The following is a 25,850-nucleotide window of genomic DNA, read 5'->3' on the forward strand; positions in this document are numbered from 1 at the left end:
CCATGGCGCGATTTGCTGGTTTCTTTCTCCTCCCCCTTGGCTAACGCCCCGGTAAAGGACGGCGCTCCGGGGCCGTCCCGACCTTGACAGCGGGCCATGGAACAGCAACATTTCCGCTCACAAGCCAACGGAAATCGTTAGGTATACCGGCATCAGCACAAGGAGGTGCGTTGTCGTGGCCCTGGATGTGTCCGATCGCATCCTGCATCTGCGCGCCGCGGGCGTGAGTCTCGTCCTGGACGCGCGTGGCCCGAGGCTCCCGCGCGTCCTGCACTGGGGCGCCGATCCGGGCGAGCTGTCCGAGGACGCCCTGGCCGCCCTGGCCGCGTCCGCCGCCCTGCCGCCGCTGGACGGCAGCCTGGACGTGCCGCCGCCGCCCGGCCTCGTCACCGAGCACGGCGCGGGCTGGCAGGGCATACCCGGCGTCGCCGGGCACCGGGCGGGCGGCGCGGACTGGTCGCCGCTGTTCGCCGTCACGTCCGCCACCGACGCGACGCGGGACGGCGACGGCGGCGGCCGTACGCTCCGGTTCACCGCCGCCGACCCCGCCGCCGCGCTCTCCCTCGCCGTCGACATCGGCCTCACCCCCACCGGCCTCGTCCGCACCCGCGCGACCCTCACCAACGACCACGCCGACGCCGACTGGACCCTCGACACCCTCGCCCCCTCGCTGCCCGTCCCCACCGAGGCCGCCGAACTGTTCGACCTCACCGGCCGCTGGGCGCGCGAACGCGTCCCGCAGCGCCAGCCGTTCACGCTCGGCGCGCGCGTCCGCGAGACCCGCAGGGGCCGCCCGGGGCACGACGCGCCGCTGCTGTTCGCCGCGGGCACCCCCGGCTTCGGCTTCGGCCACGGCGAGATCTGGGCACTGCACCTCGCCTGGAGCGGCAACCACCGCCTCGTCGCCGAACGCCTCCCCACCGGCCAGGCCGTCCTGTCCGGCGGCGAACTGCCGATGCCCGGCGAGATCACCCTCGCCCCTGGCGCCTCGTACACCACGCCCTGGCTCTACGGCGCCCACAGCGACCACGGCCTCGACGCCCTGTCCGCCCGCTTCCACGACCACCTGCGGGCCCGCCCCCACCACCCCGCCACGCCCCGGCCGGTCGTCCTCAACACCTGGGAGGCCGTCTACTTCGACCACGACCTGCCCACCCTCACCCGCCTCGCCGACCTCGGCGCCGCCGCGGGCGCGGAGCGCTTCGTCCTGGACGACGGCTGGTTCCGCCACCGCCGCGCCGACACCGCGGGCCTGGGCGACTGGTACGTGGACGAGACCGTCTGGCCGGACGGGCTGCACCCGCTGGTGGACCACGTGCGCGGCCTCGGCATGGAGTTCGGCCTGTGGGTCGAGCCCGAGATGGTCAACCCGGACTCCGACCTGGCCCGCGCCCACCCCGAGTGGATCCTCGCCACCGGCGGCAGGCTCCCGGGCGAACGCAGGCAGCAGCAGGTCCTCGACCTGTCCCACCCGGAGGCCTACGCGTACATCCTGGAGCGTCTCGACGCGCTGCTCGGCGCGTACGACATCGCCTACCTCAAGTGGGACCACAACCGCGAGCTGGACGACGCGGGCCACTCCCCGCACGGCGAGGCCGCCGTCCACGCCCAGACCCTCGCCGTCTACGCGCTGCTGGCCGAACTGCGCCGCCGCCACCCCGCCCTGGAGATCGAGTCCTGCTGCGGCGGAGGCGGCCGGATCGACCTCGGCATCCTGGAGCACACCGACCGCGTCTGGGCCAGCGACTGCATCGACGCCCTGGAACGCCAGGCCATCAACCGCTGGACGCAGCTCCTCCTGCCGCCCGAGCTGATCGGCTCCCACGTCGGCAGCGACCGCAACCACACCACCGGCCGCCGCCACGACATCGCCTTCCGCGCCGGGACGGCCTTCCTCGGCGGCCACTTCGGCATCGAGTGGGACCTGATCCACGCCACCGACGAGGAACGCGCCGAAGTCGCCCGCTGGGTCGCCCACTACAAGCGCCACCGCACGCTCCTGCACACCGGCCGCGTCATCAGGATCGACCACCAGGACCCCGCCCTGTGGGCCCACGGCGTCGTCGCCCGCGACGGGTCGGAGGCGCTGTTCGCACTCGTCGGAACGGCCGCCCCCGTCACGCACCCCCACGCCCGCGTACGGCTGCGCGGCCTCGACCCCCACGCCCGCTACCGCGCCGACCTCCTCCCGCCAGGACGCGACCTGCTCGCCGGCGCCAGGAGCCTGCCCGGCTGGCTCGACGGGGCGACATCCGTCCTCCACGGCGGCGTGCTCGCCACGACGGGCCTCCAGATCCCGGCCCTCCAGCCCGAACAGCTCGTCGTCCTGCACCTGACGAAGGAGTGACCGATGGCCGCGCCCCTCACCGCCCCCGCGGGCAACCCCCCGCCCGCCTGGCGCAAGCGTGAACGCCGCGCCGCGTTCGTCTTCCTCGCGCCCGCGCTCCTCGGCTTCCTCACCTTCTTCGCCTGGCCCACCCTCCGCGGCCTCTACCTCAGCCTCACCGACTACGACCTGCTGACGGCCCCGGACTTCAGCGGCCTGGACAACTACCGGCGGCTGCTGCACGACGACGTCTTCTGGAACTCCCTCTGGGTCACCCTGAAGTACGTCCTGATCAACATCAGCGTGCAGACCGTCGTCGCCCTCTTCCTCGCGGTCCTCATGCACCGGCTGACGAAGTCCGTCGTCATCCGCGGCGTCGTCCTGCTGCCCTACCTGATCTCGAACGTCGTGGTCGCCCTGCTCTGGTACTGCATGGCCGACTACAACCTCGGCATCATCAACGGCGTCATCGACTGGGCCGGTTTCGACCGGATCGGCTTCTTCGGCGACGAGCAGTGGGCCATCCCGACGATCGCCCTGGTCAACGTCTGGCGCCACCTCGGCTACACGGCGCTGCTGATCTTCGCCGGGCTCCAGGCCATCAACCGGGACGTCTACGAGGCCGCCGCCGTCGACGGCGCGGGCGAGTTCCGCATGTTCACGCGCATCACGCTCCCGCTCCTGCGGCCGGTCATGGCGCTGGTCCTCGTCGTCACGCTGATCGGCTCCTGGCAGATCTTCGACACGGTCGCCGTCACCACGCAGGGCGGCCCGGTCGACGCGACCCGGGTGGTCCAGTACTACATCTACGACCAGGCGTTCCAGCGGTTCGACTTCGGTTACGCGTCGGCGATCTCCGTCGCGCTCTTCCTCATCCTCGCCGTCATCGCGTTCCTCCAGCTGCGGCTGATGCGCGCCGGCGACTCCGACCAGTCCTGACCGCCGCGACCGCACCAAGGAGCCCCGCATGACAGCCGTGGTCCAGCCGGCCGCGAGCAGCACCCCCGCGCGCGACCGGCGCACCCCTTCCCCCGCCCCGGCGCGGCGGCGGACGATCCGACCCGGGCGGCTCATCGCCTGGATCGCCCTCTTCCTCGTCGTCCTCGCGACGATCGCGCCGTTCGTCTGGATGCTGCGCACCGCCCTGTCCAACAACAGGTCCCTCTTCACCGACCCGACGTCGCCGCTGCCGGTGGACTTCACCTTCGGCCCGTTCGAACGGGTCCTCGGCACCGCCTCCACGGCCGAGGCGCAGGCGGAGGGCGGCTCGGGCGCGTCCATCCGCTTCTGGGCCTACCTGCGCAACTCGGTGGTCGTCTCCGTCCTGATCACCGCGGGCCAGGTCTTCTTCAGCGCGATGGCCGCCTACGCGTTCGCCCGGCTGCGCTGGCCGGGCCGCGACAAGGTGTTCTTCGTCTTCCTGACGGCGCTGATGGTGCCGCCGGTGTTCACGATGCTGCCGAACTTCACGCTGATCAAGAGCCTCGGGCTGCTCAACACGTACCCGGGCATCGTCGCGCCGTTCTTCTTCATGACGCCCTTCGCGATCTTCTTCCTGCGGCAGTTCTTCCTCGGCATCAGCCGCGAGGTCGAGGAGGCCGCGATGATCGACGGCGCGGGCTACTTCAGGACGTTCTTCCGCATCATCGTCCCGATGAGCCGCGCGCCCATCATCACGCTGTGCATCCTCACCTTCATCAACGCCTGGAACGAGTACTTCTGGCCGCAGCTCGTCGGCCAGGACGAGTCGGTGCGCGTCCTGACGGTGGCGCTCGGCGCGTTCGTCTCCGCCACCCCGCAGACCGGCCCCGACTGGGCGGGCCTGATGGCGGCGGCGCTGGTCGCGGCCATCCCGACGATGCTGCTCTTCCTCGCCTTCGGCAAGAAGATCATCAACTCCATCCAGTTCACAGGCATGAAGTGACATCGAGCGACGTGACATCGAACGAAGTGAGGTACGCCGTGGACACGAGGACCACCCGCCGTGCCCTCGCCGGGGCCGCCGCGTTCGCCGCCCTCGCGCTGTCCGGCTGCACCGGCGACGCGTTCGGCGACGACAGCGGCCGGGAGACCATCACGTACTGGCTGTGGGACTCCGCCCAGCAGCCGGGCTACCAGCAGTGCGCCGACGACTTCGAGGCGAGCCAGGACGACTACGCGATCCGCATCGAGCAGCGCGGCTACGACGACTACTGGACGTCCCTCGCGCTCGGCCTCGTCTCCGAGTCGGCGCCCGACGTCTTCACCGACCACCTCTCGAAGTACCCCGAGTACGTCTCGCGCGGCCTGCTCGCCCCGCTGGACGAGTACATCGAACGCGACGACGTGCCCCTGGACATCTACGAGGACGGCCTCGCCGACCTGTGGATCGGCCAGGACGGCAAGCGCTACGGCCTCCCGAAGGACTGGGACGCCGTCGGCCTGTTCTACGACGAGGCCGACCTCGCCGACGCCGGGCTCACCGCCGACGACGTCGCCCACATGACGTGGAACCCCGACGACGGCGGCACCTACGAGGACGTCATCGCCCGCCTCACCGTGGACACCAACGGCGTGCGCGGCGACGAACCCGGCTTCGACAAGGACCACATCGCCACCTACGGCCTGTGGATGGAGGGCGGCGGCGGCCCCAACTTCGGCCAGACCCAGTGGGCCCAGTACGCCGTCGCCAACGGCTGGGAGTTCACCGACCAGAACCCGTGGGGCACCCACTTCAACTTCGACGACCCCGCGTTCGTCGAGACCATCGCCTGGTGGCAGAGCCTCGTCGAGAAGGGCTACATGCCCGACTTCGCCTCCCAGCAGGGCGCCAAGCCCAGCGACCAGATTGCCGCCGGCACCGCCGCGATGACGGCCGACGGCAGCTGGATGATCGGCACCTACCTCGGCTACGACGGCGTGGACGTCGGCATGGCCCCCAACCCCGAGGGACCGACGGGACAGAACGCCAGCATGTTCAACGGCCTCGCCGACTCCATCGTCAAGGACACCGACCACCCCGAGGGCGCCTGGCAGTGGGTGCGCTACCTCGCGTCGCCCGCCTGCCAGAACGTCATCGGCGAGCGGCACGTCGTCTTCCCCGCCATCACCGAGGCGTGGGAGACGGCCCGCGACGCGTACGCGGCGGACGGCGTGGACGTGTCCGCGTTCACCGACCACGTGGAGAACGGGACGACGTTCCTCTTCCCCATCGCCGACCACGCGGGCGACGTGACGGCCGTGCTCCAGCCCGCGTTCGACAGCATCATGTCCGGCGCCGACGTGGAGAGCACCCTCACCGGCGCCAACGAGGAGATCAACCGTCTTTTCGAGTAGGCACCGAGTAGGCGCCGCGTGACACGCGCCCGCGCCCCGGCCTCCACGCGGAGGGACCGGGGCGCGGGCGCGTGTCACGCGGTCAGGTGAGCAGCGTCAGCTCCGGGTGCGCCGTCCCGCCGTCGATCGCCGTCGAGGACAGGTGCGACACGACGCGGTCGTCCACCGGGTCCCGCGCCGGGTCGTCGTGCACGACCAGGTGCTCGTACGTGGTCGCGCGCTGCGCGGGCACCCGGCCCGCCGCGCGGATCAGGTGCAGCAGCTCCAGGCGGTTCGACCGGTGCTTCGCCCCGGCGGAGGACACCACGTTCTCCTCCAGCATGACCGAGCCGAGGTCGTCCGCGCCGTAGTGCAGCGACAGCTGGCCGACCTCCTTGCCCGTCGTCAGCCAGGAGCCCTGGATGTGGGCGACGTTGTCCAGGAAGATGCGCGCGATCGCGATGATCCGCAGGTACTCGAAGAGCGTCGCCTGCGTCTGCCCCTTCAGGTGGTTGTTCTCCGGCTGGTACGTGTAGGGGATGAACGCGCGGAAGCCGCCGGTGCGGTCCTGCACGTCCCGGATCATCCGGAGGTGCTCGATGCGCTCGGCGTTCGTCTCGCCGGTGCCCATCAGCATCGTCGTGGTCGACTCGACGCCCAGCCGGTGCGCCGTCTCCATGATCTCCAGCCAGCGCTCGCCCGACTCCTTCAGCGGCGCGATGGCCGTGCGCGGCCGCGCGGGCAGCAGCTCGGCGCCCGCACCGGCGAACGAGTCGAGCCCCGCCGCGTGGATGCGCCGGATCGCCTCCTCGGCGCTCACCCCGGAGATCCGCGCCATGTGCTCCACCTCGGACGCGCCGAGGGAGTGGATCACCAGCTGCGGGAACGCCGCCTTGATCGCCGAGAAGTGCCGCTCGTAGTACTCCACGCCGTAGTCCGGGTGGTGGCCGCCCTGGAACATGATCTGGGTGCCGCCGAGTTCGACGGTCTCCTGGCAGCGCCGCAGGATGTCGTCCAGGTCGCGCGTCCACACCTTCTCGCTCTTCGGCGGGGCGTAGAACGCGCAGAACTTGCAGGCCGTCACGCAGGCGTTGGTGTAGTTGATGTTCCGCTCGATGATGTACGTGGCGATGTGCTCGGTGCCCGCGTACCGGCGGCGGCGGATGGTGTCGGCGGCCTGGCCCAGCGCGTGCAGCGGGGCGGAGCGGTACAGGTCGAGGGCCTCCTCCGGGCTGATGCGGCCGCCGTCGGCGGCGCGGTCGAGGAGGGTCGTCAGCTCGGCGCTCTGGCCCATGGGCGTGGTCCTTCCGACGGGGGCGTGCTGCGGTTGTCAGCGTACGCCAGCGCCGTCGGCCGCCTCGGGGGCGAGCAGCTTCACGCGCCCGACGCCGTCCGCGATGCCCGTGCGGCGCGCGAACTCGTCCACCGCCGCGAGCTGCGGCGCGCCGAAGGAGAACTTCAGCGTCGTGAAGTACCGCTCCAGCACCTCGGCGTCGAAGTCCTCCCAGTGCGCGGCCTGTTCGGCCACCTTGCCCACCTCGGCCATCGACAGGTCGCGCGACGCGAGGAACGCCCTGTGCACCTCGCGGACCGTCTCCGGCTCCCGCTCCAGGTAGTCGCGGCGCACGCCCCAGATCGCGAAGACGAACGGCAGGCCGGTCCACTCGTGCCACATCGCGCCGAGGTCGTACACCCGCAGGCCGAGACGGGGCGCGTCGTGCAGCGAGGCGCGCAGCGCGGCGTCGCCGATGAGGACGGCCGCCTCGGCCTCCCGCATCATCAGCCCGAGGTCGGGCGGGCACGTGTAGTACTCCGGGGTGACGCCGTACCGCTCGCCGAGCAGCAGCCGCGCGAGGCGCACGGAGGTGCGGGACGTCGAGCCCAGGGCCACCCGGGCGCCGTCCAGCTCTTCGAGCGGCACCTTGGAGACGATCATGCAGGACATCACCGGGCCGTCGCAGCCGACCGCGATGTCGGGCAGCGCCACCAGCTCGTCGGCGTACCGCAGGTACTCGACGAGCGAGACGGGGCCGATGTCCAGTTCGTCCGCCACCAGCAGCTCGCCGAGCCGCTCCGGTGTGTCCTTGGTCAGCGTGAGGTCCAGGAGCGTCCCGGTTCTCGCGAGCCCCCAGTAGAGCGGGAGGCAGTTGAGGAACTGGATGTGGCCGACACGCGGGCGACTCCGGTGGTGTGTACTCACCTTCGGCAGGGTACGCCTGTGGTCGTGCGGAGCAGCGGTCAGGGACGTGCGGGTCAGGTGGCCCCCCGGGGTCATTTCGACCCTTCCCGCTTCCAGGGGCGCGTGCTACGCTCGTACCGAGTTACAGTTTGGTTTCCCTTGCAGTACGAGCCTGCGGAGCATGTAGCCGCGGGCTTTCGTCGTTTTCAGGCTTCATCGAAGGTTCTGGAGCAGGGCGACCCTTTTAGGCCCAGGGAGGGCTTACATGGCTACCGGAACCGTCAAGTGGTTCAACGCCGAAAAGGGCTTTGGTTTCATCGCTCAGGATGGCGGCGGCCCCGATGTCTTTGTCCACTACTCCGCGATCAACGCGTCCGGCTTCCGCTCCCTCGAGGAGAGCCAGACCGTGAGCTTCGACGTCACGCAGGGTCCGAAGGGCCCGCAGGCCGAGAACGTCACGATCGTCTGAGGCCGCCTGCCTCGGCGCACCACTGAAGGAGCCCCCGCCCGGCTGGGCGGGGGCTCCTGCCTTCTCTGCCCTACAGGCGGGGCGCGCGCAGGCCCGCCTGGAAGCGGGACGTCGCGCCCAGCGCCGCCATGAGGTCCGCGACACGCCGCCGGTAGGTCCGTACGGACACGCCGAGCCGCCGCGCGGCCACCTCGTCCGTGCACCCCTCGCCCAGCAGGGCGAGCACCGGCCGCAGCTCCTCGTCCAGCGCCGGGGGCGGCCCGTCCGCCGGGTCCGGGACGTCGGCCAGGTCGGTGCCGGACTCCCACGCCGCGTCGAACAGCGAGCCGATCCCGGCCACCACGTCCGGGTCCGTCACCACGCCGTAACGCCGCTCGCCCCGCTCGACGCGCCCGGCCAGGATCGCGACGCGCCGGTCGAGGACGATCGCCTCGTGCCCCAGCGGGGCGGCCGAGATGCGGACGCGCCCGCCGTCCGCCGTGATCGTCCGCAGGTACGCGAGCGCCTCCGGGCGGCCGAGGACCCGCGCCGTGTGCAGCTTGCGCACGGCCAGGCCCGGGGACCGGCGCGGGGGCTCGCCCGGCAGAGCGAACGTGGACGGGTCGTCCGCGGCGCACAGGAACTCCTCGCGCGCCCCGGCGAGCAGGTGGCCCGCCCGTTCCCGCAGCTCCCTGACCCCGTGCACACTCGTCACCTGATCGGCCATACGGCAAGTATCACGCGGCGCGGCGTCAGTCCGGGGGGCGGTGACGGGTGAGGAGGCGGTCGGCCAGGTCGGCGCGGTCGGCGGTGAACCAGACGTACGGGCCCGCGTTCCCGCGCCGCACGGCCGCGGCGAACGCCGGGTCGCGCCGGAGGGCGGCGGAGACGTCGCCCTCGTACGCGACGCACAGGCGGTAGTCGAGGAAGGCCTGCGTCACCGCGTCGGCGAGCCCCGAGGCGGTGTCGAAGAACGCGGGCGGCAGCCGCCGCACGGGGATCACGACCAGCTCGGCGCCGCTGCCCAGGGCCTCCGCGACGAGGGGGAGCGCGGCCTCGGCGCCGTCGAGCGGCGGGCCCGCGGTGGCGACGAGGACGGGCGTGCCGTGGATCTCCAGGAGCGTGGGGGCCGGTTGCGTCATGGCACGAGCATGCCCCCGCCGGGCGGCCGCCGTCACCCGTTCGCCCGGCCGCGTGCCGCCGCGCCGGGGGACGGGCGGCGCGGTCCAATGGGCCCATGGACGACATGCGGGACGCACAGGACATGCAGAGCATTCAGGACATGCGTGACGCGGAGGACCTGGAGGGGGCCGCCGGAGCCGACGACCTCGACGACTTCGACGCCCTGGCCGGGAGTGCCGGCACCGGTGAGGGGGCGGTCGACCTGTGGACGCGGCGTGTCCTGGCACTGTCCGACGACATCGACGAGGGCGAGGCCCGCGCCGTGGTCGAGGAGATCTGGGACGCGGCGTCGCTGCGGGAGGTCGACGTGTACGAGGAGGAGGTGGCCGAGCGGGAGGATGAGCGCGACGAGTGAGGGCCGGGAGGCGCGGGCGCGGCCGGGGAGAGCACCGCCCGGGGCGCGCCCGCGCCGGTCGTGGCCGCGTGTCCGCGTGGCCCCGTGTCAGAGCGCGGGGGTGACCGGCAGTCCGCCGAGGAGCCCGCCGAGCACCTCGCCCGGCAGGTCGCCGAGCCCGGCGCCGTCCGCGAGCGGGCCCGTCACCGCGCTGGTGCTGACCGGCTGGAAGTCGGCGACCTGGGCGCCCACCGAGTTCGTCAGCGGGTCGGTGGACGAGCTGGACAGCGGGTCGAGCGGCAGGACGAGGACCGGCTCGACCGAGTGGCGGAGCGCGTCGGCCGTCACGCCGACCGTCGAGGGGACCGTGGAGAGCGGCCCCGGCACGGCCTCGGCGGCGGACGCGCCGCCCGCCGCGGCGAGTACCGCGCCGCCCGCGGTCGCGGTCAGCGAGGCAGCGCGCAGGGCGCGGGAGATCTGGCTCATGGGCGGCACGCTAGTGCGCCGGACGGGGCCTGTTCATCCCGGTGGCGGGGGAAGTCGCCCGAACGGAGGACGCGGGCATCCGCGAGAATGGACGCGTGACTCGCGCAACGCTGGACAAACAGCCCACCGAAGTCGCCGCGATGTTCGACGCGGTCGCGGCCCGCTACGACCTGACCAACGACGTGCTGGCCCTCGGTCAGAACCGCCGCTGGCGCCGCGCCGTCGCCGACGCGGTCGCCGCGCGGCCCGGGGAGCGCGTGCTCGACCTCGCGGCCGGCACCGGCACGTCCGCCATGCCGTTCGCGCTCGCGGGGGCGTTCACCGTGCCCTGCGACTTCAGCCGCGGGATGCTGGCGGAGGGCAAGCGGCGCGTGCCGTGGATGCCGTTCACCGCCGGGGACGCGCTGCGACTGCCGTTCCGCGACGGCGCGTTCGACGCCGTGACCATCTCCTTCGGCCTGCGGAACCTCAGCGACACCGAGCTGGCCCTGCGCGAGATGCTGCGCGTGACGAAGCCGGGCGGGCGGCTGGTCGTCTGCGAGTTCAGCCACCCGACGTGGGCGCCGTTCCGCACGGTCTACAACGAGTACTTGATGCGCGCGCTGCCCACCGTCGCCACCCGCGTGTCCAGCAACCCCGACGCGTACGTCTACCTCGCCGAGACCATCCGCGCGTGGCCCGACCAGCCGGGACTCGCCGCCGTCCTCCAGCACGCGGGCTGGAGCCGGGTCGCCTGGCGCAACCTGTCGGGCGGCATCGTCGCACTGCACCGGGGCACCAAGGACCGCGCCGCATAGACTCGGCCCCGATCCCCGGCACACCGTGCCTGACGGCCGCTCACCGTCCCCGCAGCAGCCCCCCTTTCCCTCCCGCCGACCCGATCGGAGAGCCCGCCGTGGCCGAGACCGCCGAGACGCCCCCCACCGAGTACTCCGCCGACGCCATCGTCGTCGGCGCCGGGCCGGCCGGCTCGGCGACCGCCTACCACCTCGCCCAGGCCGGGCTCGACGTCCTGCTGCTGGAGAAGACCGCGTTCCCGCGCGAGAAGGTCTGCGGCGACGGCCTGACGCCGCGCGCCGTGAAGCAGCTCGTCGCGATGGGCATCGACATCTCCGAGGAGGCGGGCTGGCTGCGCAACAAGGGCCTGCGCGTCATCGGCGGCGGCCAGCGCCTCCAGCTCGACTGGCCGGAGCTGGCGTCCTTCCCCGACTACGGACTCGTCCGCAAGCGCGACGACTTCGACGAGCAGCTCGCCCGCGCCGCCGAGAAGGCCGGGGCGCGGCTGCTGGAGCGGTGCAACGTGTCCGGGCCGATCCGCGACGAGCGCACCGGCCGCATCACCGGCGTCACGGCGAAGCTGGGCGACGAGAAGCGGCCCGCGGAGTTCCGCGCGCCGGTCGTGATCGCGGCGGACGGCAACTCGTCGCGCCTGTCCCTCGCCATGGACCTGCACCGCGACGCCAAGCGGCCGATGGGCGTGGCGGTGCGGACGTACTTCACGACGCCGCGGCACGACGACGACTACCTGGAGTCGTGGTTCGAGCTGTGGGACCGGCGCGGCGGCCAGGAGCGGCTGCTGCCCGGCTACGGCTGGATCTTCGGCATGGGCGACGGCACGTCCAACGTCGGGCTCGGCGTGCTCAACAGCTCCGCCGAGTTCAAGGAGCTGGACTGGCGCGAGGTCCTGAAGACGTGGTGCGCGTCGCTGCCGCCGGAGTGGGGCTTCACGCCGGAGAACATGCAGGGCCAGATCCGGGGCGCGGCGCTGCCGATGGCGTTCAACCGCAAGCCGCACTACGCGCGGGGCCTGCTGCTCGTCGGCGACGCGGGCGGGCTCGTGAACCCGTTCAACGGCGAGGGCATCGCGTACGCCATGGAGTCGGGGCGGATCGCGGCTGAGGTCGTCAGCCAGGCGCTGGCGCGGCAGACCCCGGCGCAGCGCGAGGTGGCGCTGCTTGGCTACCCGAAGGTGCTGCGGGAGACGTACGGCGGCTACTACACGCTGGGCCGCGCGTTCGTGAAGCTCATCAGCAACCCGAAGATCATGAAGCTGGCCGCCGAACGCGGGCTGAGCCACCCGGTGCTGATGCGCTTCTGCCTGAAGCTGCTGGCCAACCTGACGGACCCGGCGGGCGGCGACGCGATGGACCGCGTCATCAACGGGCTGACGAAGGTGACGCCGCGCGCCTGAGGCCGCGTGCCTCACACCGCGGACGCACGCGGGCCGGCCGTCCCGGGGGGCTTTCCCCGGGGTGGCCGGCCCTTCGTGTGTCTGTGGGGTGCGTGTCAGAGGACGCGCACGGCGCCCGACGGCATGTCGTAGCTCAGGTCGCGCTGCACGACGCCGGTGCTCGCGTTCTGCGCGCCGACGAACTGCCCGCCGCCGACGTAGATCGCCACGTGGTAGGCGCTGCCCGCGCCGCCCCAGTAGAGGATGTCGCCGGGCTGGACCGCGTCCAGGGACACCTGGGTGCCCGCCGTGGACTGCGCGCCGGAGACGCGGGGGAGCGAGACGCCGACGGAGGCGTACGCGGCCTGGACCAGGCCCGAGCAGTCCCAGGCGCCGGGGCCCGTGCCGCCCATCGTGTAGCCGTCGCCCACGTGGGACTGCGCGAACGCCACCACGGCCGCCGCGCTGCCGCCCGCCGCCGGGGCGGCCATGGTCTCGACGGCGGCGCCGTCCGACTCCTGGGCCGCCTGCGGCTCGTCGGCCTGCTGGGCTGCCTCCTGGGCCGCGGCCTCCTCGCGCGCCGCTTCCTCGGCGCGGGCGTCGGCGGCCTCCTGGGCGCGTTCGGCGGCGGCCTGGCGCGCCGCCTCCTCCTGCTCGGTGCGCTGCCGCGCGGCGGTGCGCTGGGCCTCCTCGAAGGCGCGCTCCAGGGCGGCCTCGCGCTCGGCGGCGAGTTCGGTGTCGCCGGCCCAGGTCTGGGTGGCCTCGGCGGCCGTGGCGGCGCTGGTGCTGAGCACGCCGCTGAAGACGGGCAGTTCGGCCGTGGACTCGGCGGGCGGCTCGGCGGCGGACGCGGGGGACGTCGCGCCGGTGACGGCGACGGTGCCCACGACGCCGGACAGGACGCCGCCGCGGAGCAGACGGGTGGTGCGCGGCCGACGGGGTCTGCGGTGCCGGCCTCGATGACGAATCGGGGACATGGTCAACCTGGCTACCAGCACCGGACGGTTGATCTCAATTCACGTGGGATGCGCCACAGTCAGCGTGTACGCGACGAGTTGGCGGCCTTTTTGTCCGAAGTGCCGTTTCAGGTCGATGATCGTCTTTGGGGTGGTTGTAGCGCCATGTCCTGCGTGTTGTCCGAAATGCCGGGGAGGCGGCGCGGGCCTAGCACGGGCGACCCGCCCGGGACAACGAGCCGTGCATGTCAACCACCGCGCCCGTGGCACACCTCACGCGCGAGGCGCGCCGTCAGGCCCACCACTGGTCGTACGCGAGACGGGCGACCAGCGCGGTCACGACGACGAGCAGCACGACGCGCACGAAGCCGTTCCCGCGCCGCACGGCCATCCGCGCGCCGGTCCAGCCGCCCGCCATGTTGAAGGCCGCCATGAAGGGGAACAGGCCCCACAGCACGGCGCCGTGGGAGGCGAAGACGAGGAGACCGCCGACGTTTGTGCCGACGTTCACGACCTTCGCGGTCGCGGAGGCGGAGAGCAGGCTCATCCGCAGCAGGGACACCAGGGCGATCACGAGGAACGTGCCGGTGCCAGGGCCGATCAGCCCGTCGTAGAAGCCGACGCCGACACCGGCCACCAGCACGGCCGCCGCGCGCCTGCGGCGTGAGGGCGCCGCACCCGGCGCCGCGCCGCCGAACCGCGGCCTGGCGACGACGAACGCGGCCACGGCGAGCAGCACGACCATGATCACGGGCTGGAGCACGTCCTTGTCCACCGCGGACGCGAACAGCGCGCCGCCCGCCGCCGACGCCAGCGCGACGGCGCCGAGCCGCAGCGCCGCCCGTACGTCGAGGGGCGCCCTGCGGGCGTAGGTGACGGCGGAGACGGCCGTCCCGCACAGCGAGACCACCTTGTTGGTGCCCAGCGCGTACGTGGGCGGCAGGTGCGGCGGCAGGCCGATGAGCAGGGCGGGGAGCTGGACGAGGCCGCCGCCGCCGACCACCGCGTCGACCCAGCCCGCCAGGAAGGCGGTGGCGCACAGGGCGAGGGCGACGGCCAGGGATATGTCTGACACGGGCAACCAGCCTAGATCGTCCGAGATGGGGCCAATGCGCGCTCTACCACCAGGCTGTCCCACGTGCGAATTTGCTCATACGTGACACAAAGTGATAGTGGGATCGGTCCGGAACAGGCGACGATACGACCACTCTTCACCACTTCGTAGCCGATCGGCCACCTTGTGTCCTATCTCCGGGGCTGGCCGGAGTTGCGGCGGTTGGTCGGGTGAAAGAGATCACAAACTTCGTGGGCGACCCCGTGTCGAAGGTCACAGGGGTCCGGGCTTAAGATGCCTGAAGCTTTGTGAACTGACTCACATAGCGATGATCTTCGTGGTGGCAGTCGCCGATGACTGGAAGGAGCGGGTGCGGTGAACGCGTACGTTCCCATCCTCGTACTGGCAGCCCTGGCAACGGGCTTCGTCGTCTTCTCCGTGATCGCCGCGGCGGTCATCGGGCCGAAGCGCTACAACCGGGCCAAGCTGGACGCCTACGAGTGCGGCGTCGAGCCGACCCCGCAGCCCGCGGGCGGCGGCCGGTTCCCCGTCAAGTACTACCTGACGGCGATGCTCTTCATCATCTTCGACATCGAGATCGTCTTCCTCTACCCCTGGGCCGTGCACTTCGACTCGCTGGGGATGTTCGGCCTCGTGCAAATGCTGATCTTCGTCGGTCTGATCGGTGCCGCCTACGCGTACGACTGGCGCCGTGGCGGCCTGGAATGGGACTGAGCGAAAGGCGCCCCTGATGGGTCTCGAAGACAAAATCCCCGGTGGATTCATCCTCGACACGGTCGAGAACCTGGCCGGGCTCGCCCGCAAGTCGTCCGTCTTCCCCGCCACCTTCGGCCTGGCCTGCTGCGCCATCGAGATGATGACGACCGGCGCGGGCCGCTACGACCTGGCGCGGTTCGGCATGGAGGTCTTCCGCGGCTCGCCCCGGCAGGCCGATCTGATGATCGTCGCGGGCCGGGTCAGCCAGAAGATGGCGCCGGTCCTGCGGCAGGTCTACGACCAGATGCCCAACCCCAAGTGGGTCATCTCCATGGGCGTGTGCGCCTCGTCGGGCGGCATGTTCAACAACTACGCGATCGTCCAGGGCGTCGACCACGTCGTGCCGGTGGACATCTACCTCCCCGGCTGCCCGCCGCGCCCCGAGATGCTGATGGACGCGATCCTCAAGCTCCACGCCAAGATCCGCGAGGAGAAGCTCGGCATCAACCGCGAGCAGGCCGCCCGCGAGGCGGAGGAGGCGGCGCTCAAGGCGCTGCCGACCATCGAGCTGAAGGGGCTCCTGCGGTGAGCGGCGAGCGAGACAAGCGCACCGACGGGAACGACGGGACCAGCGTGAACGGCAACCACCCCACCGCCGACGGCGTCACCGACGCCGCGCTCGAACGCGCGGGCGGCACCGGCGAGCCCATCGCCAGGCGCCGCGGGATGTTCGGCGCCAACAACGGCAGCGACACCACCGGGTACGGCGGACTCACCCGCACCGTCCGCATGCCCGGCGCCTCCGCCCGCCCGTACGGCGGCTACTTCGACGAGGTCGCCGACGAGCTGGAGGGCGCCCTGGAGGAACAGGGCCTCGACCCCGACCACGCCGTCGAGAAGACCGTCGTGGACCGCGGCGAGCTGACGTTCCACATCGCCCGCGAGCACCTGCTCCAGGTCGCCCGCACCCTGCGCGACGACCCCGCGCTGCGCTTCGAGCTGTGCCTCGGCGTCAGCGGCGTCCACAACCCGCACGACACGGGCCGCGAACTGCACGCCGTCTACCACCTGCGGTCGCTCACCCACGGGCGGCTGATCCGCCTGGAGGTCAGCGCCCCCGACGCCGACCCGCACATCCCCTCGGTCGTCGAGGTCTACCCGACCAACGACTGGCACGAGCGCGAGGCGTACGACTTCTTCGGCATCGTCTTCGACGGCCACCCGGCCCTCACGCGGATCATGATGCCGGACGACTGGCAGGGCTTCCCGCAGCGCAAGGACTACCCGCTCGGCGGCATCCCCGTCGAGTACAAGGGCGCCCAGATCCCGGCTCCCGACCAGCGGAGGTCGTACAGCTGATGACCACTCACGCCACCCGCCCCGCGGAACCGCGCGAGACGACAGAAGGCCCGGTCTACACCGTCACCGGCGGCGACTGGGACGAGATCACCCAGGCCGCCGCCGAGCGCGCCGACGACGAGCGGATCGTCGTCAACATGGGTCCCCAGCACCCGTCCACGCACGGCGTGCTGCGGCTGATCCTGGAGATCGACGGCGAGACGGTCACCGAGGCCCGCGCGGGCATCGGCTACCTCCACACCGGCATCGAGAAGAACCTCGAGTACCGGACCTGGACGCAGGGCACGACGTTCGTGACCCGCATGGACTACCTGACGCCGTTCTTCAACGAGGCGGCGTACTGCCTCGGCGTCGAGAAGCTCCTCGGGATCACCGACGACGTGCCCGACCGCGCCAGCGTCATCCGCGTCCTGCTGATGGAGCTGAACCGGATCTCCTCCCACTTCGTCGCCATCGCCACCGGCGGCATGGAGCTGGGCGCCACCACGGTGATGATCTACGGCTTCCGCGACCGGGAGCTGTGCCTCGACATCTTCGAGCTGATCACCGGGCTGCGCATGAACCACGCGTTCATCCGCCCCGGCGGCCTCGCCCAGGACCTGCCGCCCGGCGCCATCGACGCGCTGCGCGAGTTCGTCCGGCAGATGCGCAAGAACCTCCCCGAGTACGACGCCCTGTGCAGCGGCAGCCCGGTCTTCCGCGCGCGGCTGAAGGACATCGGCTACCTCGACCTCGCCGGCTGCCTCGCGCTCGGCGCCACCGGGCCGATCCTCCGCTCCGCCGGACTGCCGCACGACCTGCGCAAGTCCGACCCGTACTGCGGCTACGAGACGTACGACTTCGAGGTCCCCACCACCGACACCTGCGACTCCTTCGGCCGCTTCCTGCTGCGTCTTGAGGAGATCGAGCAGTCGCTGCGGATCATCGAGCAGTGCGTCGAACGGCTCGCGCCCGGACCCGTCATGGTCGGCGACAAGAAGATCGCCTGGCCCGCGCAGCTCGCCCTCGGGCCCGACGGCCTCGGCAACTCGCTCGACCACATCAAGAACATCATGGGCACCTCCATGGAGGCCCTGATCCACCACTTCAAGCTCGTCACTGAGGGCTTCCGCGTCCCGCCGGGACAGGTCTACACGGCCGTGGAGTCGCCCAAGGGCGAGCTGGGCGTCCACATCGTCAGCGACGGCGGTACCCGCCCGTACCGGGTGCACTTCCGCGACCCGTCCTTCACCAACCTCCAGTCCATGGCCGCGATGTGCGAGGGCGGCATGGTCGCCGACGTCATCGTCGCCGTGGCGTCCATCGACCCCGTGATGGGAGGCGTCGACCGATGACCGAGGTCAGCCTGGGCATGCCGCAGACGCCGGCCCCGCCGTACCCGGACGACGTCCGCGCCCGGCTGGAGGCCGACGCGGCCGAGGTGATCGCCCGCTACCCCGACAGCCGCTCCGCGCTGCTGCCGCTGCTCCACCTCGTGCAGTCGGAGGAGGGGTATGTGACGCGCACCGGCATGCAGTTCTGCGCGGATGTGCTCGGCCTGACGACCGCCGAGGTGACGGCCGTCGCGACGTTCTACTCCATGTACCGGCGCAAGCCGTCCGGGGACTACCAGGTCGGCGTGTGCACCAACACGCTGTGCGCCGTCCTGGGCGGCGACGCGATCTTCGCCGACCTCCAGCAGCACCTCGGCGTCGGCAACGGCGAGACCACCGAGGACGGCAAGGTCACGCTGGAGCACATCGAGTGCAACGCGGCCTGCGACTTCGCGCCCGTCGTGATGGTCAACTGGGAGTTCTTCGACAACCAGACCGTCGAGTCGGCCCGGCAGCTCGTGGACCAGCTGCGCGCCGGTGAGCAGGTCACGCCCACGCGCGGCGCCCCGCTGTGCGACTTCCGCAAGACCGCCCGCATCCTCGCGGGCTTCCCCGACGAACGGCCGGGCGCCGTCGCCGCCGGGGGCAGCGCGGGCCCCGCCTCCCTCGCCGGACTGCGGCTCGCCAAGGGCCAGGACGCCCCCGCCCGCGTCACCGCGCCCCGTGCCGGGGAGCACCCGGGCGGCCGGGACGCCGACGCGCAGGGCGACGCGCAGACCGGCACGGGCACGGGCCGCCCGCCCGCCACCCACCCCAGCTCGCACGACGCGCCGCAGAAGAGCGCGGCCTCCGACCCGAGCAACCCGACCGGGCCGGTCACCGAGGAGGGGAAGTGACCATGACCACCGCGACCGAACGCGGCGACGGGGGCGCGGAGAAGCTGCTGACGCCCGTCCTGTCCTCCTTCTGGGACGTGGACAAGTCCTGGTCGATCGAGGTCTACCGCGACCACGGCGGCTACCGGGGCAGCGCCAAGGCCCTGGCGATGGCGCCTGACGACGTCATCGCGTACGTCAAGGACGCCGGGCTGCGCGGCCGCGGCGGCGCGGGCTTCCCGACCGGGATGAAGTGGCAGTTCATCCCGCAGGGCGACGGCAAGCCGCACTACCTCGTGGTGAACGCGGACGAGTCGGAGCCCGGGACCTGCAAGGACATCCCGCTCCTCTACGCGAACCCGCACTCCCTCATCGAGGGCATGATCATCGCCTGCCACGCGATCCGCTCGAACCACGCGTTCATCTACCTGCGCGGCGAGGTCGTCCCCGTCCTGCGCCGGCTCCAGGCGGCCGTCGCCGAGGCGTACGCGGCAGGGTTTCTGGGAGAAGGCGTCCTCGGCGCGGGCGGCGATCTCGACATCACCGTCCACGCGGGCGCGGGCGCGTACATCTGCGGCGAGGAGACCGCGCTCCTCGACTCGCTCGAAGGCCGCCGCGGCCAGCCCAGGCTGCGCCCCCCCTTCCCCGCGGTCGCGGGCCTGTACGCGTGCCCCACCGTCGTGAACAACGTGGAGTCCATCGCCTCGGTTCCCGCGATCATGGACCGGGGCAAGGAGTGGTTCCGGGAGATGGGCAGCGAGAAGTCGCCCGGCTTCACGCTCTACTCGCTCTCGGGGCACGTCGCGCGCCCCGGCCAGTACGAGGCGCCGCTCGGCGTCACGCTGCGCCAGCTCCTCGACCTCGGCGGCGGCATCCGCCCCGGGCACCGCCTCAAATTCTGGACCCCGGGCGGCTCCTCCACCCCGATGTTCACCGACGAGCACCTCGACGTCGCGCTCGACTACGAGGGCGTCGGCGCCGCCGGGTCCATGCTCGGCACCAAGGCGCTCCAGGTCTTCGACGAGACGACCTGCGTCGTCCGCGCCGTCACCCGCTGGACCGAGTTCTACGCGCACGAGTCCTGCGGCAAGTGCACCCCCTGCCGCGAGGGCACGTACTGGCTCGTCCAGCTGCTGCGCGACATCGAGGCGGGCAAGGGCCTGCTCGGCGACCTCGACAAGCTCGCCGACATCGCCGACAACATCAACGGCAAGTCGTTCTGCGCCCTCGGCGACGGCGCCGCGAGCCCCATCTTCTCCTCGCTGAAGTACTTCCGCGACGAGTACGAGCGGCACATCACCGAACGGGCCTGCCCCTTCGACCCCGCCAAGTCCACCGTCTGGGCGGACGACGGCACCACGGCATCGGCTCACCAGGAGGTGAACGCGTGACGGTCACCACCGACGGGACGGCGAAGGCCACCGCCGAGGACCTGGTGACGCTGACCATCGACGGCATCGAGATCTCCGTGCCCAAGGGCACCCTGGTCATCCGTGCCGCCGAGGAACTCGGCATCGAGATCCCCCGGTTCTGCGACCACCCGCTGCTCGACCCGGCGGGCGCCTGCCGCCAGTGCATCGTGGAGGTCGAGGGGCAGCGCAAGCCGATGGCCTCCTGCACCATCACGTGCACCGAGGGCATGGTCGTCCGCACGCAGCTCACCTCGCCCGTCGCCACCAAGGCGCAGCGCGGCGTGATGGAGCTGCTGCTCATCAACCACCCGCTGGACTGCCCGGTCTGCGACAAGGGCGGCGAGTGCCCCCTGCAGAACCAGGCGATGTCCACCGGCGACCCGGAGTCGCGCTTCGACGGCGTGAAGCGCACGTTCGAGAAGCCCGTGCCGATCTCGGCGCAGGTCCTCCTCGACCGCGAGCGCTGCGTCCTGTGCGCCCGCTGCACCCGCTTCTCCAACCAGGTCGCGGGCGACCCGATGATCGAGCTGATCGAGCGCGGCGCGCTCCAGCAGGTCGGCACCGGCGAGGGCGACCCGTTCGAGTCGTACTTCTCCGGCAACACGATCCAGATCTGCCCGGTCGGCGCGCTCACCTCGGCCGCCTACCGCTTCCGGGCCCGCCCGTTCGACCTCGTCTCCTCGCCGAGCGTCTGCGAGCACTGCTCCGGCGGCTGCGCCACGCGCACCGACCACCGGCGCGGCAAGGTCATGCGCCGCCTCGCGGTCAACGACCCCGAGGTCAACGAGGAGTGGATGTGCGACAAGGGGCGCTTCGGCTTCCGGTACGCGCAGACCGCCGACCGCCTCACGGGCCCGCTCGTGCGGAACGCGGAGACCGGCCGTCTTGAGCCGGCCAGCTGGCCCGAGGCACTGCGCGTCGCCGCCGAGGGGCTCGCGGCGGCACGGGAACGCGGCGCCGCCGTCCTCACCGGCGGCCGGGTCACCGTCGAGGACGCCTACGCGTACGCCAAGTTCGCGCGCGTCGCGCTCGGCACCAACGACATCGACTTCCGCGCCCGCCCGCACAGCGCCGAGGAGGCCGCGTTCCTCGCCGCGCAGGTCGCGGGCCGCGGCGTGGACCTCGACGGCACCGGCGTCACCAACACCACGCTGGAGCAGGCGACGGCCGTCGTCCTCGTCGGCTTCGAGTCGGAGGAGGAGGCGCCCGGCGTCTTCCTGCGGCTGCGCAAGGCGTACCGCAAGCGCGGCCTGAAGGTCTGGTCGGTCGCCACGCACATCACGCCTGGCATCGCCAAGGCGGGCGGCACGCTGCTGCCCGCCGCGCCCGGCACCGAGCCCGACTGGCTGGACGCCCTCGCCACCGGCTCCGACAGCCTGGACGACCAGGGCAGGCGGGCCGCCGAGGCGCTGCGCACCGAGGGCGCGGTCCTGGTCGTCGGCGAACGGCTCGCCCAGGTCACCGGCGGGTACACCGCCGCCGTCGCCACCGCCGCCGCGACCGGCGCCCGGCTCGCGTGGATCCCGCGCCGCGCCGGTGAGCGCGGCGCCATCGAGGCGGGCGCCCTGCCGGGGCTGCTGCCCGGCGGCCGCCCCGAGCGGTCGGAACGCGCCCGCCGCGAGATCGCCACCGCCTGGGGCGTCGAGACCCTGCCGGAGGGCGCGGGCCGCGACACCGCCGCCATCGTCGAGGCCGCCGCGTCCGGCGGCGTCGGCGCGCTGGTCGTCGGCGGCGTCGAGGTCACCGACCTGCCCGACCCGGCGCGCGCCCGCGCGGCGCTCGCCGCCGTCGCCGCCGGCGGGTTCCTCGTCAGCCTGGAGCAGCGGCCCTCCGAGGTCACCGAGGCGGCGCACGTGGTCCTGCCCGTGGCCGCCGTCGCGGAGAAGGACGGCACGTTCCTCAACTGGGAGGGCAGGGCACGCTCGTTCGCCGCCGCCATCAAGCCCGACCAGATGACGCGCCGCCACGTCGTCGCCGACGGGCGGGCCCTGCACATGCTGGCCGACGCCCTGGCCGCCGTGGACGGCTCGGGCAGCGCGCCGCTCGGCCTGCCCGACGTCCACAGCGCGCGCCGCGAACTCGACGGCCTGCCCCTGTGGACCGGCGACCTGCCGCTCGGCCCGACCGCGACGCCCGCCGAACTGCCGAGCCCCGAGGAGGGCGAGGCCGTCCTCGCGGGCCACCGCCTGCTGCTCGACCAGGGCAGGCTCCAGTACGGCGACACCGCGCTCGCCGCCACCCGGCACGCCGCCCTGGCCCGCCTCTCGCCCGCCACCGCGCGCGAGGCCGGGGTCGCCGACGGCGAGCCGCTCACCGTCACGGGCCCCGCCGGAACGGTCACGCTGCCGCTGCGCGTCACCCCCGAGATCCCCGACCGCGTCGTCTGGCTGCCGCTGAACTCCACCGGCGAAGGCGCCCTCGCGGACCTGGGCACCGTCCCGGGCCAGGTCGTCCGCGTGTCCCCCGCGACCGGGACCCCGGACGCCGCACCGGTCGCCGAGGAGGTGAACGCATGATGCCGCTGACAGCGCTCGCGCAGGAGGCCGACCTGTCCATGTTCGGCCAGGACCCGTTCTGGCTGGTCCTGGTCAAGGCGGTGGGCTGCTTCGCGATCCTGATGCTGCTCGTGCTGGTCTGCATCGTGATGGAGCGCAAGGTCGTCGGCTGGATGCAGCTGCGCATCGGCCCCAACAGGCACGGCCCCTGGGGCATGCTCCAGTCGCTCGCCGACGGCGTGAAGCTGATGCTCAAGGAGGACATCAACGTGAAGGCGGCCGACAAGGTCGTCTTCATCCTGGCGCCGCTGCTGGCCGCGATCCCGGCGTTCATGGCCGTCGCGGTCATCCCGTTCGGCCCGGCGGACGACCCGGTGAGCATCTTCGGCACCGAGACCGTCCTCCAGCTCACCGACCTGCCGGTGGCCCTGCTGTACATCCTCGCCACGTCCGCCATCGCCGTGTACGGCACGGTGCTCGCGGGCTGGTCGTCCGGCTCGACGTACCCGCTGCTCGGCGGCGTGCGCGCCACGGCGCAGGTGATCTCGTACGAGGTCGCGATGGGCCTGAGCTTCGCGGCGGTCTTCCTCTACTCCGGGTCGATGTCCACCTCGGCCATCGTGGACGCGCAGGAGGACCGCTGGTTCGTGATCCTGCTGCCCGTCTCGTTCCTGATGTACATGGTCGCGATGGTCGGCGAGGCGCACCGCGCGCCGTTCGACATGCCGGAGTCCGAGGGCGACCTGGTCGGCGGCTACCTGACCGAGTACTCCTCGATCAAGTTCGCGTTCTTCATGATGTCCGAGTACGTGCACATGGTCACGGTCTCGATGCTCATGACGACGTTCTTCCTGGGCGGCTGGCGCGCACCGGCGCCGCTGAGCTTCTGGGAGGGCGCGAACTCCGGCTGGTGGCCGATGCTGTGGTTCCTCGCGAAGACCGCGGCCGTCATCTTCTTCTTCGTCTGGGTGCGCGGCTCGCTGCCGCGCGTGCGCTACGACCAGTTCATGGTCCTGGGCTGGAAGGTCCTCATCCCCATCGCGCTGGTGTGGCTGATGCTCGTCGCCACCGTCCGCGCGATGCAGAACGAGGACTACGCCTTCCGCGACATCCTCCTGTGGGTGGGCGGCGGCGTCCTGGCGCTGCTGCTGATCTCGTTCGTCGTGGACATCTTCCGCGACCGCGCCGACCAGGAGCGGGAGAACGCCGAGGCCGCGCGTCCCGAACCCGTCTTCGATCCCGTGGCGGGCGGCTACCCCGTGCCGCCGCTGCCGGGGCAGACCCTGCCCGCCGTGCCGCGCCGCCCGTCGCGGGCGCGGGTCCCGGCGACCGTCGCCGGTGTGACCACGGCCGCCGAGGACGCCGACCCCGAGACTCCCCGAAAGGAGGCCGACGATGCCTGAGTTCCACAATCCGGTGGGCGGCTTCGGCGTGACCTTCAAGGCCATGTTCAAGAAGCGCCTCACCGAGCAGTACCCGGAGGTCAAGAAACCGACCGCCCCGCGCTTCCACGGCCGCCACCAGCTCAACCGGCACCCGGACGGCCTGGAGAAGTGCATCGGCTGCGAGCTGTGCGCCTGGGCCTGTCCCGCCGACGCCATCTACGTGGAGGGCGCGGACAACACCGAGGAGGAGCGCTACTCCCCGGGCGAGCGCTACGGCCGCGTCTACCAGATCAACTACCTGCGCTGCATCCTGTGCGGCCTGTGCGTCGAGGCGTGCCCCACCCGGGCGCTCACCATGACGAACGAGTACGAGCTGGCCGACCGCACCCGCGCCTCCCTGATCTACACCAAGGAGGAGCTGCTCGCCGGGCTCACGGACGGCATGGTCGAGGCGCCGCACGCGATGTACCCCGGCACCGACGACCAGTCGTACTACCGGGGCGAGGTCACCGGCGCGGCGCCGGGCACCGAGCGGCAGGTGGCCCGGTCGAAGGGCGAGGTCCCCGGCGGTGACGGCGACGAGGACCCGGTGACCGCCGCGTCCAAGCTGACCGACCCGGCCGCCCGCGTACCGGGGGGCCACGCATGAGCACCGTGACCACGCTCGGCACGCTCGCCGCCGAGACCTCCACCTCCACCGGCGAGGCCGTGCAGTTCTGGCTCCTCGCCCCGCTGGCCGTCCTCGGCGGCCTCGGCACGCTCCTGCTGCGCCGCGCGGTGCACTCCGCGCTGTGCCTCGCCGGCACGATGGTGCTGCTGGCGCTCTTCTACCTCGCCAACGGCGCGTACTTCCTGGGCGTCGTCCAGATCGTCGTCTACACCGGCGCGGTCATGATGCTCTTCCTCTTCGTCCTGATGCTGGTCGGCGTCAGCGCGGCCGACTCGCTCAAGGAGACGCTGTCCGGACAGCGCTGGCTCGCGGCGGCCTGCGCCCTGGGCCTCGGGCTGCTGCTGATCGCGGGCATCGGCCAGGCGTCCACCGGCTCGTTCACCGGCCTGGGCGAGGCCAACGCGCAGGGCAACGTGCAGGGTCTCGCGTCCCTGCTGTTCACCCGGTACGTCGTCGCCTTCGAGGTGACGGGCCTGCTGCTGACCATCGCCGCCCTGGGCGCCACGCTGCTCACCCACCGCGAGCGCATCGAGCGGAACAAGACGCAGCGCGAGCAGGCCGAGGAGCGCGTGCGCAAGGGCACGCAGCTGCCGCCCCTGCCCGCCCCCGGTGTCTACGCCCGCCACAACGGCGTGGACATCCCGGGCCTGCTGCCCGACGGCACCCCGTCCGAGCTGACCGTCAACGCGACGCTGCGCGGGCGCGGCCAGGTGCGGGAGGTCCACGGCCAGGCGCTCGCCGACCTCGCCGCCCTCGAACAGCGCACCGCCGCGTACCAGGGCCGTCCCACGCCGCCCGTCTCCGTGCCGCAGGGCACGGCGCTGGGCGGCGGCGACACCACCGACGCCGCCGACGCGTCCGAGGCCGAGGAGGCCAGGAAGTGAACCCGCAGAACTACCTCTACCTCGCCGCCCTGCTGTTCACGCTGGGCGCCGCCGGGGTGCTGCTGCGGCGCAACGCCATCGTCGTGTTCATGTGCATCGAGCTGATGCTCAACGCCGCCAACCTCGCGCTCGTCACCTTCTCCCGCATGCACGGCAATCTCGACGGCCAGATCATGGCGTTCTTCGTGATGGTCGTGGCCGCCGCGGAGGTCGTCGTGGGGCTGGCCATCATCGTCATGGTCTACCGCTCCCGGCACTCGGCCTCGGTCGATGACGCCAGCCTGATGAAGCTGTAGGGCCAAAGGAAATCG

The 25,850-nt window shown here is 72.1% G+C and carries 26 protein-coding genes; 19 read left to right on the plus strand and 7 right to left on the minus strand.

Features of this window, described 5'->3' with window-relative positions; all coding sequences use genetic code 11:
- Positions 1-175: 175 nt before the first annotated feature.
- From ACIBPC_RS26490 to ACIBPC_RS26505, 4 genes are read left to right on the plus strand one after another with little or no spacing between them, the layout of a single operon-like run.
- Positions 176-2,347, plus strand: coding sequence for an alpha-galactosidase (locus ACIBPC_RS26490; RefSeq protein WP_398848087.1), 2,172 nt, complete (start codon positions 176-178; stop codon positions 2,345-2,347).
- A gap of 3 nt (positions 2,348-2,350) precedes the next feature.
- Entirely contained in the window at positions 2,351-3,265 is a 915-nt protein-coding gene (locus ACIBPC_RS26495; RefSeq protein ID WP_398848089.1) for a carbohydrate ABC transporter permease, read from the plus strand.
- A 28-nt stretch (positions 3,266-3,293) separates the two neighbouring features.
- Positions 3,294-4,250, plus strand: a complete 957-nt coding sequence (locus ACIBPC_RS26500; RefSeq protein ID WP_398848091.1) for a carbohydrate ABC transporter permease — start codon at positions 3,294-3,296, stop codon at positions 4,248-4,250.
- A 38-nt stretch (positions 4,251-4,288) separates the two neighbouring features.
- The gene (locus ACIBPC_RS26505; RefSeq protein ID WP_398848093.1) at positions 4,289-5,641 is read left to right on the plus strand and encodes an ABC transporter substrate-binding protein; all 1,353 of its coding nucleotides are present in this window, start codon (positions 4,289-4,291) and stop codon (positions 5,639-5,641) included.
- Positions 5,642-5,723: 82 nt separating this feature from the next.
- Here ACIBPC_RS26505 and mqnC read toward each other — a convergent pair whose 3' ends face one another.
- Positions 5,724-6,914, minus strand: coding sequence for a cyclic dehypoxanthinyl futalosine synthase (gene mqnC, locus ACIBPC_RS26510; protein ID WP_362966936.1), 1,191 nt, complete (start codon positions 6,912-6,914; stop codon positions 5,724-5,726).
- Between the two features lie 36 nt (positions 6,915-6,950).
- The gene (locus tag ACIBPC_RS26515; RefSeq protein ID WP_398848096.1) at positions 6,951-7,820 is read right to left on the minus strand and encodes a menaquinone biosynthetic enzyme MqnA/MqnD family protein; all 870 of its coding nucleotides are present in this window, start codon (positions 7,818-7,820) and stop codon (positions 6,951-6,953) included.
- Positions 7,821-8,064: 244 nt separating this feature from the next.
- Between ACIBPC_RS26515 and ACIBPC_RS26520 the strand changes: the two genes are divergently transcribed.
- Complete coding sequence (locus ACIBPC_RS26520) at positions 8,065-8,268, plus strand: cold-shock protein (protein ID WP_052848493.1); 204 nt, start codon at positions 8,065-8,067, stop codon at positions 8,266-8,268.
- A 70-nt stretch (positions 8,269-8,338) separates the two neighbouring features.
- Here the strand turns inward: ACIBPC_RS26520 and ACIBPC_RS26525 are convergent, their stop codons facing one another.
- Positions 8,339-8,974 carry a DNA-binding response regulator gene (locus ACIBPC_RS26525; RefSeq protein WP_398848098.1) on the minus strand — a complete coding sequence of 212 codons (636 nt, stop codon included), beginning with the start codon at positions 8,972-8,974 and terminating at the stop codon, positions 8,339-8,341.
- 25 nt (positions 8,975-8,999) lie between these two features.
- A complete protein-coding gene (locus ACIBPC_RS26530; RefSeq protein ID WP_398848099.1) occupies positions 9,000-9,389 on the minus strand; it encodes a DUF4180 domain-containing protein in 390 nt (129 codons plus the stop codon).
- 95 nt (positions 9,390-9,484) lie between these two features.
- On the opposite strand from ACIBPC_RS26530, the gene ACIBPC_RS26535 reads away from it, so the two are divergent.
- On the plus strand, positions 9,485-9,784 hold the full coding sequence (locus tag ACIBPC_RS26535; protein WP_398848101.1) for a hypothetical protein: 300 nt from the start codon (positions 9,485-9,487) through the stop codon (positions 9,782-9,784).
- A gap of 87 nt (positions 9,785-9,871) precedes the next feature.
- Here the strand turns inward: ACIBPC_RS26535 and ACIBPC_RS26540 are convergent, their stop codons facing one another.
- A complete protein-coding gene (locus tag ACIBPC_RS26540) occupies positions 9,872-10,249 on the minus strand; it encodes a hypothetical protein (RefSeq protein ID WP_362966945.1) in 378 nt (125 codons plus the stop codon).
- Between the two features lie 95 nt (positions 10,250-10,344).
- On the opposite strand from ACIBPC_RS26540, the gene ACIBPC_RS26545 reads away from it, so the two are divergent.
- Together ACIBPC_RS26545 and ACIBPC_RS26550 are read left to right on the plus strand one after the other, a co-directional pair.
- Entirely contained in the window at positions 10,345-11,046 is a 702-nt protein-coding gene (locus ACIBPC_RS26545; protein ID WP_362966947.1) for a demethylmenaquinone methyltransferase, read from the plus strand.
- A 98-nt stretch (positions 11,047-11,144) separates the two neighbouring features.
- Positions 11,145-12,440: a geranylgeranyl reductase family protein gene (locus ACIBPC_RS26550; protein ID WP_398848103.1), complete on the plus strand. Its 1,296-nt coding sequence runs from the start codon at positions 11,145-11,147 to the stop codon at positions 12,438-12,440.
- A gap of 95 nt (positions 12,441-12,535) precedes the next feature.
- Here ACIBPC_RS26550 and ACIBPC_RS26555 read toward each other — a convergent pair whose 3' ends face one another.
- Positions 12,536-13,396 carry a C40 family peptidase gene (locus ACIBPC_RS26555; protein WP_362966949.1) on the minus strand — a complete coding sequence of 287 codons (861 nt, stop codon included), beginning with the start codon at positions 13,394-13,396 and terminating at the stop codon, positions 12,536-12,538.
- Between the two features lie 271 nt (positions 13,397-13,667).
- A complete protein-coding gene (locus ACIBPC_RS26560) occupies positions 13,668-14,450 on the minus strand; it encodes a sulfite exporter TauE/SafE family protein (RefSeq protein WP_398848105.1) in 783 nt (260 codons plus the stop codon).
- 354 nt (positions 14,451-14,804) lie between these two features.
- On the opposite strand from ACIBPC_RS26560, the gene ACIBPC_RS26565 reads away from it, so the two are divergent.
- The 11 genes from ACIBPC_RS26565 to nuoK are packed head-to-tail and all read left to right on the plus strand — an operon-like array spanning position 14,805 to position 25,835.
- Positions 14,805-15,164 carry an NADH-quinone oxidoreductase subunit A gene (locus ACIBPC_RS26565; RefSeq protein WP_362966953.1) on the plus strand — a complete coding sequence of 120 codons (360 nt, stop codon included), beginning with the start codon at positions 14,805-14,807 and terminating at the stop codon, positions 15,162-15,164.
- Between the two features lie 16 nt (positions 15,165-15,180).
- Positions 15,181-15,735: an NADH-quinone oxidoreductase subunit B family protein gene (locus tag ACIBPC_RS26570; protein ID WP_052848501.1), complete on the plus strand. Its 555-nt coding sequence runs from the start codon at positions 15,181-15,183 to the stop codon at positions 15,733-15,735.
- A gap of 44 nt (positions 15,736-15,779) precedes the next feature.
- Complete coding sequence (locus ACIBPC_RS26575; RefSeq protein WP_398848416.1) at positions 15,780-16,505, plus strand: NADH-quinone oxidoreductase subunit C; 726 nt, start codon at positions 15,780-15,782, stop codon at positions 16,503-16,505.
- Positions 16,502-17,839 carry an NADH-quinone oxidoreductase subunit D gene (locus ACIBPC_RS26580; protein WP_398848418.1) on the plus strand — a complete coding sequence of 446 codons (1,338 nt, stop codon included), beginning with the start codon at positions 16,502-16,504 and terminating at the stop codon, positions 17,837-17,839. Before ACIBPC_RS26575 ends, ACIBPC_RS26580 begins: the two co-directional genes overlap by 4 nt.
- A complete protein-coding gene (nuoE, locus tag ACIBPC_RS26585; RefSeq protein WP_362966957.1) occupies positions 17,836-18,714 on the plus strand; it encodes an NADH-quinone oxidoreductase subunit NuoE in 879 nt (292 codons plus the stop codon). The genes ACIBPC_RS26580 and nuoE overlap by 4 nt, the downstream gene beginning before the upstream one ends.
- 2 nt (positions 18,715-18,716) lie before the next feature.
- Positions 18,717-20,084 carry an NADH-quinone oxidoreductase subunit NuoF gene (nuoF, locus tag ACIBPC_RS26590; RefSeq protein WP_398848107.1) on the plus strand — a complete coding sequence of 456 codons (1,368 nt, stop codon included), beginning with the start codon at positions 18,717-18,719 and terminating at the stop codon, positions 20,082-20,084.
- Positions 20,081-22,621: an NADH-quinone oxidoreductase subunit G gene (locus ACIBPC_RS26595; protein ID WP_398848109.1), complete on the plus strand. Its 2,541-nt coding sequence runs from the start codon at positions 20,081-20,083 to the stop codon at positions 22,619-22,621. The genes nuoF and ACIBPC_RS26595 overlap by 4 nt, the downstream gene beginning before the upstream one ends.
- Complete coding sequence (gene nuoH, locus ACIBPC_RS26600) at positions 22,621-24,003, plus strand: NADH-quinone oxidoreductase subunit NuoH (RefSeq protein WP_362967053.1); 1,383 nt, start codon at positions 22,621-22,623, stop codon at positions 24,001-24,003. The genes ACIBPC_RS26595 and nuoH overlap by 1 nt, the downstream gene beginning before the upstream one ends.
- Positions 23,996-24,634 carry an NADH-quinone oxidoreductase subunit NuoI gene (nuoI, locus tag ACIBPC_RS26605; RefSeq protein ID WP_362966963.1) on the plus strand — a complete coding sequence of 213 codons (639 nt, stop codon included), beginning with the start codon at positions 23,996-23,998 and terminating at the stop codon, positions 24,632-24,634. The genes nuoH and nuoI overlap by 8 nt, the downstream gene beginning before the upstream one ends.
- A complete protein-coding gene (locus ACIBPC_RS26610) occupies positions 24,631-25,539 on the plus strand; it encodes an NADH-quinone oxidoreductase subunit J (RefSeq protein WP_398848112.1) in 909 nt (302 codons plus the stop codon). The genes nuoI and ACIBPC_RS26610 overlap by 4 nt, the downstream gene beginning before the upstream one ends.
- The gene (gene nuoK, locus ACIBPC_RS26615) at positions 25,536-25,835 is read left to right on the plus strand and encodes an NADH-quinone oxidoreductase subunit NuoK (protein ID WP_362966967.1); all 300 of its coding nucleotides are present in this window, start codon (positions 25,536-25,538) and stop codon (positions 25,833-25,835) included. Before ACIBPC_RS26610 ends, nuoK begins: the two co-directional genes overlap by 4 nt.
- Positions 25,836-25,850 lie beyond the last annotated feature (15 nt).

Origin of the sequence: Streptomyces sp. NPDC049879 (assembly GCF_044461265.1) — a bacterium.
Taxonomy (GTDB): Bacteria; Actinomycetota; Actinomycetes; order Streptomycetales; family Streptomycetaceae; genus Streptomyces.

Bases quoted from the DNA above. Each gene is read 5' to 3' on its own strand.
- ACIBPC_RS26520 (WP_052848493.1), top strand. From the start codon at position 8,065: ATGGCTACCGGAACCGTCAAGTGGTTCAACGCCGAAAAGGGCTTTGGT.
- ACIBPC_RS26495 (WP_398848089.1), top strand. From the start codon at position 2,351: ATGGCCGCGCCCCTCACCGCCCCCGCGGGCAACCCCCCGCCCGCCTGG.
- mqnC (WP_362966936.1), bottom strand. From the start codon at position 6,914: ATGGGCCAGAGCGCCGAGCTGACGACCCTCCTCGACCGCGCCGCCGAC.
- nuoE (WP_362966957.1), top strand. From the start codon at position 17,836: ATGACCGAGGTCAGCCTGGGCATGCCGCAGACGCCGGCCCCGCCGTAC.
- nuoF (WP_398848107.1), top strand. From the start codon at position 18,717: ATGACCACCGCGACCGAACGCGGCGACGGGGGCGCGGAGAAGCTGCTG.
- ACIBPC_RS26535 (WP_398848101.1), top strand. From the start codon at position 9,485: ATGGACGACATGCGGGACGCACAGGACATGCAGAGCATTCAGGACATG.
- ACIBPC_RS26540 (WP_362966945.1), bottom strand. From the start codon at position 10,249: ATGAGCCAGATCTCCCGCGCCCTGCGCGCTGCCTCGCTGACCGCGACC.
- nuoI (WP_362966963.1), top strand. From the start codon at position 23,996: ATGCCTGAGTTCCACAATCCGGTGGGCGGCTTCGGCGTGACCTTCAAG.
- ACIBPC_RS26610 (WP_398848112.1), top strand. From the start codon at position 24,631: ATGAGCACCGTGACCACGCTCGGCACGCTCGCCGCCGAGACCTCCACC.
- ACIBPC_RS26525 (WP_398848098.1), bottom strand. From the start codon at position 8,974: ATGGCCGATCAGGTGACGAGTGTGCACGGGGTCAGGGAGCTGCGGGAA.
- nuoH (WP_362967053.1), top strand. From the start codon at position 22,621: ATGCCGCTGACAGCGCTCGCGCAGGAGGCCGACCTGTCCATGTTCGGC.
- ACIBPC_RS26500 (WP_398848091.1), top strand. From the start codon at position 3,294: ATGACAGCCGTGGTCCAGCCGGCCGCGAGCAGCACCCCCGCGCGCGAC.
- ACIBPC_RS26555 (WP_362966949.1), bottom strand. From the start codon at position 13,396: ATGTCCCCGATTCGTCATCGAGGCCGGCACCGCAGACCCCGTCGGCCG.
- ACIBPC_RS26570 (WP_052848501.1), top strand. From the start codon at position 15,181: ATGGGTCTCGAAGACAAAATCCCCGGTGGATTCATCCTCGACACGGTC.
- ACIBPC_RS26530 (WP_398848099.1), bottom strand. From the start codon at position 9,389: ATGACGCAACCGGCCCCCACGCTCCTGGAGATCCACGGCACGCCCGTC.